11 protein-coding genes and 3 pseudogenes are annotated in these 13,707 nt (G+C 70.1%); 11 read left to right on the forward strand and 3 right to left on the reverse strand.

The features are described 5' to 3' along the window. Nucleotides 1-379 precede the first annotated feature (379 nt). The 8 genes from ABZZ74_RS44490 to ABZZ74_RS44525 are packed head-to-tail and all read left to right on the forward strand — an operon-like array spanning nucleotide 380 to nucleotide 8,815. Entirely contained in the window at nucleotides 380-1,441 is a 1,062-nt protein-coding gene (locus tag ABZZ74_RS44490) for an ABC transporter substrate-binding protein (RefSeq protein ID WP_356949839.1), read from the forward strand. Between the two features lie 23 nt (nucleotides 1,442-1,464). After that, entirely contained in the window at nucleotides 1,465-3,033 is a 1,569-nt protein-coding gene (locus tag ABZZ74_RS44495; protein ID WP_356949840.1) for a sugar ABC transporter ATP-binding protein, read from the forward strand. After that, a complete protein-coding gene (locus ABZZ74_RS44500) occupies nucleotides 3,026-3,979 on the forward strand; it encodes an ABC transporter permease (protein ID WP_356949841.1) in 954 nt (317 codons plus the stop codon). The genes ABZZ74_RS44495 and ABZZ74_RS44500 overlap by 8 nt, the downstream gene beginning before the upstream one ends. Then, nucleotides 3,976-4,911: an ABC transporter permease gene (locus tag ABZZ74_RS44505; RefSeq protein WP_356949842.1), complete on the forward strand. Its 936-nt coding sequence runs from the start codon at nucleotides 3,976-3,978 to the stop codon at nucleotides 4,909-4,911. Before ABZZ74_RS44500 ends, ABZZ74_RS44505 begins: the two co-directional genes overlap by 4 nt. Then, on the forward strand, nucleotides 4,908-6,047 hold the full coding sequence (locus tag ABZZ74_RS44510) for a M20/M25/M40 family metallo-hydrolase (RefSeq protein WP_356949843.1): 1,140 nt from the start codon (nucleotides 4,908-4,910) through the stop codon (nucleotides 6,045-6,047). The genes ABZZ74_RS44505 and ABZZ74_RS44510 overlap by 4 nt, the downstream gene beginning before the upstream one ends. Next, nucleotides 6,038-6,766, forward strand: a complete 729-nt coding sequence (locus ABZZ74_RS44515; RefSeq protein WP_356949844.1) for an MBL fold metallo-hydrolase — start codon at nucleotides 6,038-6,040, stop codon at nucleotides 6,764-6,766. Before ABZZ74_RS44510 ends, ABZZ74_RS44515 begins: the two co-directional genes overlap by 10 nt. After that, on the forward strand, nucleotides 6,763-7,557 hold the full coding sequence (locus ABZZ74_RS44520; protein WP_356949845.1) for an IclR family transcriptional regulator: 795 nt from the start codon (nucleotides 6,763-6,765) through the stop codon (nucleotides 7,555-7,557). The genes ABZZ74_RS44515 and ABZZ74_RS44520 overlap by 4 nt, the downstream gene beginning before the upstream one ends. A gap of 52 nt (nucleotides 7,558-7,609) precedes the next feature. After that, on the forward strand, nucleotides 7,610-8,815 hold the full coding sequence (locus ABZZ74_RS44525) for a hypothetical protein (RefSeq protein WP_356949846.1): 1,206 nt from the start codon (nucleotides 7,610-7,612) through the stop codon (nucleotides 8,813-8,815). 267 nt (nucleotides 8,816-9,082) lie between these two features. Here the strand turns inward: ABZZ74_RS44525 and ABZZ74_RS44530 are convergent, their stop codons facing one another. Then, a complete protein-coding gene (locus ABZZ74_RS44530) occupies nucleotides 9,083-9,223 on the reverse strand; it encodes a hypothetical protein (RefSeq protein ID WP_356949847.1) in 141 nt (46 codons plus the stop codon). A 566-nt stretch (nucleotides 9,224-9,789) separates the two neighbouring features. Between ABZZ74_RS44530 and istA the strand changes: the two genes are divergently transcribed. After that, nucleotides 9,790-10,908, forward strand: a complete 1,119-nt coding sequence (gene istA / locus ABZZ74_RS44535) for an IS21 family transposase (RefSeq protein WP_356949868.1) — start codon at nucleotides 9,790-9,792, stop codon at nucleotides 10,906-10,908. A gap of 732 nt (nucleotides 10,909-11,640) precedes the next feature. Next, nucleotides 11,641-11,763: pseudogene (locus ABZZ74_RS44540) on the forward strand (DUF397 domain-containing protein); the annotation flags it as partial. Between the two features lie 691 nt (nucleotides 11,764-12,454). Here the strand turns inward: ABZZ74_RS44540 and ABZZ74_RS44545 are convergent. Further along, nucleotides 12,455-12,667 carry a hypothetical protein gene (locus ABZZ74_RS44545; RefSeq protein ID WP_356949848.1) on the reverse strand — a complete coding sequence of 71 codons (213 nt, stop codon included), beginning with the start codon at nucleotides 12,665-12,667 and terminating at the stop codon, nucleotides 12,455-12,457. 75 nt (nucleotides 12,668-12,742) lie between these two features. Here ABZZ74_RS44545 and ABZZ74_RS44550 point away from each other — a divergent pair. Further along, nucleotides 12,743-13,141 (forward strand): annotated as a pseudogene (locus ABZZ74_RS44550) (single-stranded DNA-binding protein); the annotation flags it as partial. 429 nt (nucleotides 13,142-13,570) lie between these two features. On the opposite strand, the pseudogene ABZZ74_RS44555 reads toward ABZZ74_RS44550, so the two are convergent. Continuing rightward, nucleotides 13,571-13,696 (reverse strand): annotated as a pseudogene (locus ABZZ74_RS44555) (transcriptional regulator); the annotation flags it as partial. Between the last annotated feature and the right edge of the window lie 11 nt (nucleotides 13,697-13,707).

Below are 13,707 nucleotides of genomic sequence, written 5' to 3' on the forward strand. Positions count from 1 at the left end.
GAACGCCGTCCTATCAGGCAGAGGCAGGGAAATCTGCCAGACGCCGACCCTTCAGCCCCACACACCGGAACTAAGCAGCGACACGCTACTAGGAGACTCCAGGTGCCCCGAACACGCAGGTGTACTCGGCCCGCCCGCGCCTTCGTCGGCGGCCACGTGAGCGGTCATGTTGTGCAATGCGAAATTCTGTATTGCAGATGTGGTGCGCGGCTGGGCGTACCCATAAGTTCCCCTCTCAACAGACCGGTCCTCACCGGGCGTACCCCCCCCCACCAGCCGGAACGCGGATGTTCCGGCGTGTGCGCACGCCCTTTCCCCAACCCCGTCCCCCCGGGCCCCCCGCGGCCCGGACGTCTTCGAGGGAACCGAGGAGCTTTTGATGAACTCACGCTCAGCACGAGGTGGAGTGGCCCTCGCGGCCTCCCTGTGCGCCCTTGCCGCACTGACGGCCTGCGACGTCCAGAACAGCTCGGCCTCCGCCGGCGCAAGCGCCTCCGCCGCCACGGCCAAGAACCTCAAGGTCGGCTGGTCGACCATCTACCTGACTCCGTCGTGGATGCAGCAGACGCTGAAGATGCTGAACAGCGACGTCGCCAAGCAGAAGAAGGCGGGCAAGGTCTCCGAGTTCAAGACCTTCAACGCCAACGGCGACACCTCGCAGCAGATCGCACAGATCCGCGCCATGATCCAGCAGAAGTACGACGTCATCCTCGTCGACGCCGGCTCCTCCACGGCGCTCAACCCGGCCCTGGAGCAGGCCGTGTCCGCGGGCATCACGGTCGTCGCCTTCGACTCGCTGCCCACCAGCAGCAAGGCGATCAGGGTGGGCACGGACCAGAGGGCCTGGGGCTCGATGATGGCCACCTGGCTGGCCAAGAACTTGGGCGGCAAGGGCGACATCATCGCCATGAACGGTCCCGCGGGCGTCGCCGTCAGCGAGGACCGCTGGAGCGGGGCCGAGGCGGTCTTCAAGAAGTACCCGAACATCAAGATCGTCAGCAATGTGCACAGCGAGTACAACCTCGCCCCGGCCGCCCAGGCCTTCGCCTCCGCCTACTCCGCGCACCCCGGCATCCAGGGCGTCTTCTCCCAGGGCGGCGCACTCTCGGCCGCCGCACTGCAGACGCTGGTCAAGCAGGACAAGAAGCTCGTCCCGATCACCGGCGAGAACTACAACGGCTTCCTCAAGATGTGGCAGGCGCAGAAGAAGAATGGATTCTCCTCCTACGCCACCGCCCAGCCCAACTACCTCGCCGTGATCGCGCTGGAGGCCGCCGTCGCCAAGAAGGAGGGCGTCTCCGTCCCGCAGGACATCACCGTTCCACTGCCCGAGATCACCGACAAGAACCTCTCGCAGTACGTCAAGACCGACCAGCCCGACGACTCCTACCCGATCAACGACATCTCGCAGTCCGCGATCGACAAGCTCATCGGCAAGTGAAGCCGGAAGGCGGAGCCGGGAAAGTGACCAGGTCGCCTGTGCTGAGCGTGGAACAGGTCTCGAAGTCCTTCGCGGGCAACCAGGTGCTGCGCGAGGTGAGTCTCACCGTCGAACCCGGCGAGGTCCTCGCGCTTGTCGGGGAGAACGGTGCCGGCAAGTCCACCGTGCTCTCCCTCATCACCGGGCTGCTCGCGCCGGACTCCGGCCAGGTCGTCCACGACGGCACCCCCGTGCCCCGGGCGTGGTCCCCGCACCGCGCCCGGGCCGCCGGGATCGGCTCCGTCCACCAGGAGCTGAGTCTCAACCCGCACCAGAGCGTCGCGGAGAACGTCTTCCTCGGCGCCTGGCCCAGCCGGCACGGTCTGGTGCGATCCCGCGAACTCGACGAGCGGGCCCGCCCGTTGCTGGAACGGGTCGGTCTGGACGTCGACCCGAACCTGCGCGCCGGCCGGCTCCCGCTCGGCGGCCTCCAACTGGTGGAACTCGCCAAGGCGCTGGCCGGCCGGCCCCGCCTGCTGATCCTGGACGAGGTCACCTCCGCCCTCGACGAGGACCAGGTCGCCTCCGTCTTCCGGGTCGTGCGCGAACTGCGCGCCGACGGCGGCTCCGTTATCTTCGTCAGCCACCGCATGGCCGAACTGTTCGCCATCAGCGACCGGTTGACGGTGCTCAAGGACGGGGCCGTGACGGCGACCCGGGAGCGGGAGCAGACCGATCACGACGACGTCGTACGCCTCATGATCGGGCGGGAGGTTTCGGACCTGTTCCCGGCGAAGGCGAGTGGTTCCTCTCATGAACCCCTGCTCCAGGCGCGGGACTTGACCGTCCCCGGTGCCTGCGCGGGGATCGACCTGGACCTCGTACCCGGCCGCATCCTCGGCCTGGGCGGGCTCCAGGGGCAGGGCCAACGCGAGGTGCTGCGCGCCCTGTTCGGCCTCGCCCGGCACACCGGTCGGATCACTCTGGACGGAGGGTCCGCACGCATCACCTCGCCGCGTCGGGCGATCCGCCACCGCATCGCGTACGTGCCGGAGGACCGCAAGACCGAGGGCGTCCACACCTCGCGCTCCGTCCGCGACAACCTCGCCCTGCCCAGCCTGCGCGAACTCGCCCCGGCCCGCCGTCTCACCACCGTGTCGCGTGGCGCCGAGTCCCGTCTGGTCGCCGAGCTCACCGAGCGGCTGCGCATCAAGGCCGCCTCCCCGGCCCAGGAGACGCGCCGGCTGTCCGGCGGCAACCAGCAGAAGGTGGCCCTCGCCAAGTGGCTGCCGGCGGCGCCCCGCGTGCTGCTCCTCGCCGAGCCGACCCGAGGCATCGACCTCGGCACCAAACGCGAGATCTACCACCTTCTGCGCCGCCTGGCCGACGAGGGCATGGCGGTCCTGATCACCTCGGGAGACACGATGGAACTGGTCGGCCTCTGTGACGAGGTGGCCGTGCTGTACGAGGGGGCGGTCGTCGACCGGCTGACCGGCTCCGACCTCACGGAGGAGCGACTCGTGCGGGCGTCCGTGACGGGAGCGTCCGTCACCGACGTCGGGGCGACCTCGGCCCCGGACACCTCCGCACCCGGGAGCGTGGCCCGTGCGTGAGCGTCTGATCTCCCGCGCCCGGGCCGACTCCGAGATCCTGTGGCTGCTCGGACTCCTGCTCGTGCTGCTCATCGCCTACCAGCACTACGACCCCGGACTGCTGACCCCCGCCTCCGTCACCATCCTGTCGGCGCAGTTCCTGCCGCTGCTGCTGGCCGCGGCTGGGCAGACGTCGGTGATGCTGCTCGGCGGCATCGACCTCTCCCTCGGCTCGGTGCTCGCCCTCGCCATGGCGGTGTTCGCGACCCAGGACCCGCACGGCACCGGCGGAGTCGTGGCCGCCGCGTTGCTCGCGCTGGCCGTGGCCGTCGGGGCCGGCGCGGTCAACGGCACGCTGGTGGCGTACGCGGGACTCCCGCCGATCGTGGTGACCCTCGCCGCCTCCTTCCTGTGGAGCGGCGCGACCCTCGTCGTCCTGCCGCAGCCGGGAGGACATGTACCGGGCGGGCTGGTGAGCGCGTACAACAACGGCTGGAACGGCGTCGCCGTGCCCGCCCTCGCGCTTGCCGTCGTCCTCGCCGCCTGGAAGCTGCTGCGCACCACCCGGCACGGGCTCGCCCTGTACGCGGTCGGAGGCAACGAACACGGCGCCTACGCCAGCGGGTTGGCCACCCGTGCGGTGAAGATCGGCGGCTATGCCCTGGCCGGCGTGTTCACCGGGCTCGCCGGGATCGGGCTCGCCGTCCAGACCGGCTCGGCGGATCCGACCATCGGCGCGCCGTACACCCTCAACTCCATCGCCGCCTGTGTGCTCGGCGGCATCAGCTTCTTCGGCGGGGTCGGCCGGATGCGCGGGACGGTCCTGGGCGCGCTGGTGATCGGCCTGCTCACCAACCTGCTGTTGTTCACCGGGATCTCGCCGTTCTACCAGCTCGTCGTGCAGGGCGTGATCCTCGTGGTCGCGCTCGCGCTGAAGACGTACGTCACGAAGGAGGCGGCCGTATGAGCACGCTGGCCGTGGTACGTGGCAGCCGGGCTGCCTGGGCGTTCGGCGTGCTGGCGCTGACCTGGACGGCGGCGGTCGTCTTCGCCGACGGCTTCGACAGCGGCTCTAGCTTCGGTTACCTGGTCCAGACGGCGTCCTTCCTGGGCATCGTCGCCGTCGGCCAGACCCTGGTCATCATCATGAGCGGCATCGACCTGTCCGTGTCGGGGGTGGTGGCCCTGTCGGCGGTCGTCTGCGCGAAGGTCGCCTCTGGTACGGGCGGCGCCACGGGCATCCTGGTGGCCCTCGCGCTCAGCGCGCTCGTGGGCGCGGTGAACGCGGCCGGCGTGGTGTGGCTGCGGGTACCCCCGATGGTGATGACGCTGGCCACCGGGACCATCCTGGCGGGCGCCCTCCTCGTCTACACCGACGGATCGCCCAGCTCGGCCGAGGTGCCCCTGCTCGACTCGCTCGCCAACGGGCGTGTGCTGGGCGTCCCTTGGGCGTTCGTGCTGTGGCTCGGCGTCACGGCCGTCGCCGGCTGGCTGCTGCACGCCTCCCGCACCGGCCGGTACGCCTTCGCACTCGGCTCCGGCGAAAGCGCCGCCCGAGCCTCCGGAGTGCCGCTCGCGGCAACGGCGTTCACCGCCTACGTCGGCTGCGCCCTGCTCGCCGGGGTGGCCGGTCTGGTGATGCTCGGCTTCACCGGCACCAGCTCGCTGACCATGGGCAACCCCTACCAGCTGCTGTCCATCGCCTCCGTGGTGCTCGGCGGCACCTCCATCCTCGGCGGCCGGGGTCACCTTCTCGGCACCGTCGGCGGCGCGCTGCTGCTGACCCTGCTCACCGCGCTGCTGACGTCCTGGAACCTCTCGGAGGGCGTGCGCCAGGTCGTCCTCGGGGTGCTGATCATCGGCCTCCTGCTGGTCTACGCGAGGGAGCGTCGCGCATGACGGACCTGACGTCGCTGCTGCGGGATCTCGTACGGCTGCCCAGCGTGAACCCGCGCGGCGGGCCGGGCCACGGGGGCGAGACGGCCGTGGCCGGGTACGTCCGTGACTGGCTCGAACGGCACGGCGTGCGGGCCGAGTTGCACGAGGTGCTGCCGGGCCGGTGCAACGTGGTGGCGGTCGTGCCGGGGCGGCTGGCGGACGCCGTGCTGCTGGAGTCGCATCTCGACACGGTCGAGACCGACGCGATGACGGTGCCGCCGTACGACGGTGAGGTGCGCGGCGGTCGGCTGTACGGGCGCGGTGCCTGCGACGCCAAGGGGTCGCTGGCCGCGTTCATGCTGGCCGCCGCCGAACTCGCCCGTGGGGAGCGGCCGCTGCACACAGTCGTGCTGGCCGGGGTGTGCGACGAGGAGCACGCCTACCGAGGGGTCGTACACCTGCTGGAGCAGCTGCGGGAGCGCACGGTCGTGGGCGCGATCGTCGGGGAGCCCACCGGGCTGGTGCCGGTCGTCGCCCACAAGGGCGTGGTGCGCTACACCGTACGGACCTCGGGCCGGGCGGGTCACAGCTCACGCCCGGATGAGGCGGTGAACGCGATCTCCCTGATGGCGCCTGTCCTGGCCCATCTCGCCGCCATTCCCCCGGCTGTCGCCCCGCATCCGCTGCTCGGCCCGGCCACCCGCGCGGTCACCCGGATCCGCGGCGGCACCGGCCCGAACACCATTCCCAGCATCTGCGAGGCGGACGTGGACCGGCGCACCCTGCCGGGCGAGGACGCGGACGACGTCTGGCGGCAGGACCGCGCCGAACTCGCTGAGCTGGGGGCCGAGTTGGATCTCCCGTTCCTCGTCGACCACGCCCTCGACACGCCCGTGGACTCGGCGGTGGTGAGTGCGTTGTGCAGCGCCCTCGCCGCTCACGGCCGTCCGGGCGAGACCGCGGGCATGCCCTTCGGGACGGACGCGAGCAAGATCGCCCGGGCGGGCGTGCCGACGGTGGTTCTCGGCCCCGGTTCGCTGCGGGACGCGCACGCGGCGGACGAATCGGTGGAACTGGCGGAGGTGGAGCTGGCCGCACGGGTCGTGGTGGCGGCGGTGCGCGCCATGGCCGTACCGGAGGAGCCTCCATGCGGCTGACCGACCATGTCACGCTCGTCGCCAGCGGAGCCGCGGGGTTCGATCTCACCGACCCGCTGGACTGCCACGCCTATCTCGTGCGGGGCAGCCGCCGCAGCGCGCTGATCGACGCCGGTGCAGGACGCTCCGCCGCCGACATCCTGCGCATCGCGGGCGTCCGCCCCGACCTGCTGCTGCTCACCCACGGCCATGCCGACCACGCCGGCGGGGCCGCCGCTCTCGCCGCGGCGGTGCCCGGGCTGCGGGTGCTGGCCGGGGCGGAAGCGGTCGCCTGGATCGCCGACGGGGACGAGGCGGGCCTGAGCGTGGACAAGGGGAAGGCGGCAGGGGTCTACCCGCCCGACTACGTCGTCCCGCCCTGCCCCCGGGTCGAGGCCGTCGCCGACGGCGCGGAGTTCGACCTCGGCGGCGGGGTCCTCGTACGGGCCCTGGCCACCCCCGGTCACGCGGACGGGCACATGTGCTACCTCCTCACGACCCCGCACCACACGGCCCTGTTCTCCGGGGACTGTGTCTTCAGCGGGGGCCGGATCTCGCTGCAGAACCTGCACGACTGCCGGGTGCCGGAGTACGCGGCCAGCCTGACCATGCTGGCTGCGCTCGACGTAGACGCGCTGTTCCCCGGCCACCACGAGATCTCGCTCGCCGGAGCCGGACGTCACCTCACCACCGCCCGTGACATCGTGGCCCGTGGACTACTGCCCAGGAGTACGACATGACCACCACACCCCCGGCCCGGCGCAACCAGTCCTCTTCGCTGCGGCGGGCCCTCACGGTCCTGGAATACGTCCGTGACCACGCCGGCACGGGCCGAGGCATGTCCCTGAGCCGGATCGCGGACGACCTCGGCGTCAACAAGAGCACCGTGCTGCGCCTCACCACGCCGCTCATCGAGGCCGACCTGCTGGTGCGCGACCGGGAGACCGGCTGGTTCCGGCTCGGGCACGGCACCCTGCGGCTGGGGCAGGCCTATCTGTCCTCCCTCGATCTGCGCACCGCCGCCGCGGAACCGCTCCGGCAGCTCCAACACGCGGTCGGGGAGACCTGCCACCTGGTCGTGTACGAACCGCCGGACGTCGTCTACATCGACAAGGTGGAGAACGAGGCCAGCGTGCGCATGGCATCCCGCATCGGCAGCCGCGTGCCCGCCTACCGCACGGCGGTCGGCAAGGCCATCCTCGCCTGGCAGGGCGAGGAGGCGTTCCACATCGTGGTGGACGCGGGGATGCCCCCGATCACGCAATACACGGTCACTGATGCCGCGCGGCTGCGCATCGAACTCGAACGGGTCCGGCAGCGCGGCTACGCCATCGACGACCGGGAGAACGAACCCGAGGTGCGATGTGTCGCCGCGCCCGTCTTCGACCACACCGACGCGGTGGCGGGTGCGCTCAGCGTCTCCAGTCTGACCACCCGGATGACTCCCGCCCGGGTCCGCGAGGTCGGCCCCATGGTCGTCCGTACCGGCCTGGAGATCTCGCACGTCCTGGGCTCCGCCCGGGGACGCTGACCTACGCCCGGAAACGGACCTGCCCAACTCCCGGGAAACCGAAGGGAATCCAGTGCGATCCGCTCTCTATGCCTTCGTCGAGGACCTGCGCGCCGAGGGCGTCGCCCCGGTCCTGGACCGTGTCCTCGGTACCTACGGCTGTGACACCCTGACCGTCGCCGCCGCCTACCACCGGGCCCGCGACGTGACGCCGCACGGACCTGCCCGGGTCACGCTGCGGCAGGACGGCGTGCACTTCACGCCCCCGGCCGACCTGTTCGACGGGGCCCGTCTGACCCCACCCGTACAGCCGGGCGCCGACCGCGAACCGTTGCGCGAGCTGCGCCGTGCCACCGCAGAGCGGGGCGCCGCCCTGCACGGCTGGACCGTGTTCCTGCACAACACCACCCTGGGGCTGGCCCACCCCGACGTCACCCAGGAGAACTGCTTCGGCGACCGGGCCGCTCCGGCCGACCTGTGCCCCGCCCACCCGGAGGTGCGTGCCTACGCCGTCTCCCTGGCTCGTTCCGTAGCGCGCCTCGGCGTGGAAGCGGTCGTCGCGGAGTCGCTCCACTACGGCACCTTCGGCCACGGCTACCACCACGAGCGCAGTTTCGTGCCCCTCGGCCCGCTGGAGCAGTTCCTGCTGGGCCTGTGCTTCTGCCCGCACTGCACGCGGCATGCCGAGGCGCAGGGCGTGGACGCCGCCAAGGCACGGGCGGTGGCGGTGGAAGCAACCGCCCGGGTCCTCGACGGCTCCGCCCCGGCACCCGCAGGCCCCGGCGGACTCGACGAGCTGCCCGAGCCGATCGCCGCCTACGCCCGCGCCCGCCACTCCACCGTCACCTCACTCGCCGGGACCGTCGCCGACGCCGTGGCCAGAGAGGGCTCCGAACTGGTCTTCCTGGATCTGACCGGCGCCGCCAAGGGCTATGCCGACGGCCTGCCGACCGATGGGCTCGCGGCCGAGGACGCCTGGCTGATCGGCGTCGCCCCGAGGGCGGTCGGCGCGGTCGTCCCCGGCTACGCCCTGCTCGCGTACGCCCGCGACCCGGCCCGCGTCGGGGCCGACACGGCCGCCTACCGCGCCGCGCTGGCGGACACCTGCGCGCTGCGGACCGTACTGCGGCCGGGCGCTCCGGACACCGGGTCCGCCGCCGCGCTGGCCGAGAAGACGGCGGCGGCCCGTGCGGCGGGGGCGGACGCGGTGGACTTCTACCACTACGGCCTGGTGCCCTTCCCCGTGCTCGAACGCATTCCCGCGGCCCTAGATCGGTGAGCGCCGCGGCGAGGCGCGTCAGTCTCGGGGGTCGACAAGGGGCGTGAGCTGCGAAAACCGTGCGCAGTCACGCAGAGCTGCCGGTAGGGGATTCGGTAGGAAGACCGGTAGGGGAAACGGTAGGGAGATCGGTAGCGGGTGTGGAGGGCTTCCGACGGGTGGGCCGGGGCGGGCAGCGCGTCCGGAGCCCGGCTGGTCCTTCGGTGGCCGGTCGGGCCGCGCACGGCGGTGACCTGCGATGGTCGGGCCCGTGGTCGGGGTCAGCGGTCAGGTGGTGGTGCGGCGGTCGAGGACGTCGGCCAGGCGGTCGGCCACCGGGCTGGGGCGGGCCGCGAGGTGGACCAGGGCGCGGACGATCTCGCTCTCGGTCTGCCGTTGTGCCGTGTCAGGGTGCGGCTGGCCTGGCACTTCGGTGCCGAAGCTGCCGGAAGTGCGGGTCGTATGACTCTGTTGAGTCAGGAGCCCAAGGGTGATCATGGAGGAACCACAGCATGCGGATGGGCCAGTCTTGTGTTGCTGCGGGGTGCACATACGGCCCGGGGCGCACGAACGTCTCAGGCCTCGGGCCGTATGCCTAACCCGGATTGCGTACGAAGCTGACGGCGGCCGTGTCAGAGTCCAGGTGTGCGGCCAGTTGAGTCCCGGCTGATGGCCACCAGAAATCCCGGTGGATGGCCGTTTGAACTGTGGTGTTCCTGATCGCTCCCTTATCTGACGAAGACCCCTCCGTCCGGTTTGCTGATGTTTCCACGCATGAGTAACCGGCCGGAGAGGTCCTGTGACCAAGTCTGACAGAGAGATCATGGAAATCTTTGAGGCGTACGACCTGACGAAGACGGTCTGGTCGGCGGCCGAGCTGACGGGACACGACCCGAAGACCGTCAAGCGATACGTCCAGGCCCGCGACAACGGGCTCAACCCCCTTCGAGCGGGCGCCACGGCCGAAGGCGGTTGTCGACGGCTTCCTGGAGAAGATCGAGGAGTGGGTCGAGCAGTCCAAGGCGAAGATCCGCGCGGACGTGGTCCACGACCGGCTCGTGAAGATGGGCTATCCGGGCAGCCCGCGCTCGACGCGGCGGGCGGTGAACGCGGCGAAGACCGCGTGGCGGGCGGGCAAGCGGCGCACGTATCGGCCGTGGATTCCCGAGCCGGGGATGTGGCTGCAGTTCGACTGGGGCGAGGGTCCGCGCATCGGCGGCCGGCGGACCTGGCTGTTCTGCGCGTGGCTGTCCTGGTCACGGTTCCGGGTGGTGATCCCGGTCTGGGACTGCACTCTGGGCACCCTGGTGGCCTGCCTGGATACCACGTTGCGCCGGATCGGCGGGGCCCCGACGTATGTACTGACCGACAACGCCAAGACCGTGACCGTCGAGCACATCGCCGGGATCCCGGTCCGGCATCCGCAGATGGTCGCTGCCGGCCGGCACTACGGCTGCCAGGTCCTGACATGCGTGCCCTACGACCCGGAGTCCAAGGGCGGCGCGGAAGCCACCGTCCGGATCGCCAAGGCCGACCTGGTGCCCACGAGCGCGAACCTGCGCGGTCAGTACGCCAGCTTCGCCGAACTGGCCGACGCCTGCCGGCTGTGGTGCGAGGAGATCAACCTCCGCCGCCACCGGGCGACCGGACAGATACCCGCCGACCGGCTCGACATCGAACGCGCAACACTGCACGTGCTGCCCGAAGACCCCCTCGCCCTCGCGCTCGGTGAGGAACGCACCGTCCGCGACGACCGCACCGTCAGCTTCGGGTCGGTCCGCTACTCAACTCCGCCCGGATATACAGGATCCCGAGTCTGGTGCCGGGTGGTCGGCGAAGAACTGTCGATCACCGCCCGCACCCCGGGCGGCGACCTCGCGGAGATCTGGCGCCACCGCCTGGCCACCCCCGGCGATCCACAGATCATCGACGAGCACTACCCCGACCATCCCGACGGCCGCAGTGGGGAGTGTAAATCTAACGGCCCTGTCTCACATTCGGTGGTAACTGAAAGTCATGGGAAGCATGCCTGGTTGAGCCGCTCGGATGCACGCCCGCGACCTCGTTCCCGGCCTATGGCGAGCTCATCGTCCAGATGCCGACTGGCGACTTGAGCTGGGAAAATCGCTATAAGTAACCATCACCACCGCCTGTCACCACCGAATGTGAGACAGGGCCGTTAAGTTGACACACCCGGAGACGGCTTTCATGCGACAAGGCCTCAAGTCGCCCTGGCCCTCGGCAGTGCGCCCTCCGTGGGACACCCTGGGCTTCGAGGACTTCCTCCCTGCGGCCATGCCCTCGTTGCCGCCTCAGCCACGTCCGCCGCTTGAGCGTGGAGGCCTTGCCGACGCGCAACAGGAGCAGACGCGCCCCGATCCCCCGAGGCGCACCGACCCGTCCCCGCCCCCTTCCCTTCTTTCTTCTTGTCTGGGAGGGGCGCGGAGGTGTGCAGAGGGGGATGTCGGCCTGCCGACCACGCCGAAACTACATGGTGACCTGCTGAAACGGCGTCACCCATGGTGAGGGCGCGGTTGGTTGCGGGCGGGGTTGTCGGCGGGGGTTGTGTGCGGGGTTTTCGGCCTGGTCGGGGGCGGGGTTATCGCACCGTGACGTCGGGCCCTCATGGTCGGGATCTTGGTTGGGACGGCGGCTGATCTGGGGTGTACGCGCGGCGCGGGATGAGGACCGGCGCCGCACCGTACGGCACGCCGATGGTGAACGTAGCCGGATGGCCACGACCGAGCAGACGCATTGCACGTGCATCTGCACGCAAGGCTATGATCCGGGTTAGTTGACCTCTGCATCACTGGCCGCGAGGCCATCGCATCACCGGGGAGCGGCCTGTGGACCACTACGTGTACAACGACGTGTACAACGGCATAGCGGCCACGGAGCTGGACGGGGTGACCTGGCAGAAGTGCCGACACAGCAACTCCGAGGGCTCCTGCGTGGAGTTAGCCCGGCTGCTGAAGCGCTGCGGACTCGCGTGATTGAGCCCAATCGTGCGGAGCGGTTTGCATGAAGACGCCTGCCGATGATCTCGAAACACGCTCCCCGGAGTGCGCGCTCGCCGCTCGTCCTGACTACGCGACACTTCACGCCGGCTGTCGCCAGACGGAGAACATCCCGCTTCCCGGCGTCACTCGAGTCCTTCTCATGCGTCGCTGCACGTGTCCGTGCCATCGAGGCGCGAACCCGGCAGGTTCCTCAGCCTGAGCCTATGGCCAGTGGCCTGCATCGGCCGGCTTCGGCGCGAGCGCATCGTCGCCACTGGCTTTCCCGGAGTCGCAGGCAGTCAGAGTGCTCGCCAGAGTGACTGCGCAAACGCAAATCCCGAGTGCCACGCATACGGGTTGTCGGTCGCATCGATCCCCCCAGGGCTCCTGCCGTGCAGTGATCGCCACGGTAACCACACACGCACCGCTGGTTACAGGCAATTCAGCGCCAATCCCCGACCCCGACCGCGGCCCCCAACACCCCGACCATGACGGCCCCAGCCCCGACCATGAGCCCGACCACGGCAGGTCACAGCCTTGCGCAGGCCGCCTGGCAGGAACCTGCGCAATCGGGGGCCGACTGCGCATCAACCGGTGATCGGTGACGTTCTGTGAGTCTCTGAAGCGAGGTGCAGGGGCAAAGATCACCGAGTTGCCGGGATCAGCCGGGGCGTGAGGTGTGGGTAGCGCTCAGCAGGTTCCGGATCTCGATGACACTCATGCCGGTGCGCTCGGCGATGCGAGCGACTGGCTCCCCGGCTCGGTAGACGTTGACGATCGCCGCGGTCAGGCCCCGGCGGGCCGTGTGAACTGCCTCTTGCGCAGCGTGCAGTGCCGCAACCGCCGTCTCCAGCGTATTCTCCTCGCTCGTCATGCCGGTCATCGTGCCAGCTGGTCCGCCGGGCCGGTACGGTGGGAGAGATCCAGTAACAGGCAAGGGGGCGGCGGCATGGCCGGTGAGACGCTGGTGACGGTGGTCGGGAACCTGACCGCCGACCCCGAACTGCGGCACACCGCCTCCGGTATGCCCGTGACCTCCTTTACGATCGCGTCCACCCCCAGGGTGTTCGACCGTGACCGCAACGAATTCGTGGACGGGGAACCGTTGTTCCTGCGCTGCTCGCTGTGGCGACAAGCCGGCGAAAACGCCGCGCAGTCACTCACCCGGGGCATGCGGATCATCGTCACCGGCAAGCTGCGGCAGCGCACCTTCGACGACACGGAAGGCCAGCGCCGCACCACGATGGAAATCGACGCCGAGGACGTCGCGGTCTCCCTCACCTACGCCACAGCCAAGGTCACCAAGACCTACCGCCAAGGCGTGCCCTCCCGGAGCGGGCCCGCGCCGACGGCCGGGCCGGTATCGGATACCGCTACGGCGCCGTCGTCCCCAAGCCCGGCACCCGCCGAGCCCCACCCGTTCTGACCAACGGCGAGGTCAGTCCCAGAACGCGGGAGCCGGAAGCGCAGGATCACCAGGGTGGCAATCACCCGATCGGTGAAAACCAGTTTGGCCAGGCCCACCGCCTTCGGTGCGCAGGCGCTCGTGACCTCGGCGTTCACGCAACAAGAGTCCTGCTGAGACATCCACGGGCCCGCCAACTCGCCGACGAGCAGACCGAGTCGCCGCCGCGAGACGCCCGTGCAGATACGATGCGAAAGAGCCGTACGGACCAAGGATCGCTTCACAACTCTCCCAACCCGTACGGCTCTCCTCACGTCACGGCCCGGCCAACCCCACTCTCGTGCACCACGCCGTTAGCGCTTGAGCCAGTTGTCAGGCGGCGAACCCGATATTGGTGACGTACTCGTACTGGCCCCACTGCGAGCCCAGGTCAACGATCTGATCGACCCATGCGTCATCGAGCTCTTGGTCGTCGCCAGCCACCCAGGCCGCGACGATGTGGCCACCCG

The organism is Streptomyces sp. NPDC006476 (assembly GCF_040612015.1).
Classification (GTDB): domain Bacteria; phylum Actinomycetota; class Actinomycetes; order Streptomycetales; family Streptomycetaceae; genus Streptomyces; species Streptomyces griseorubiginosus_B.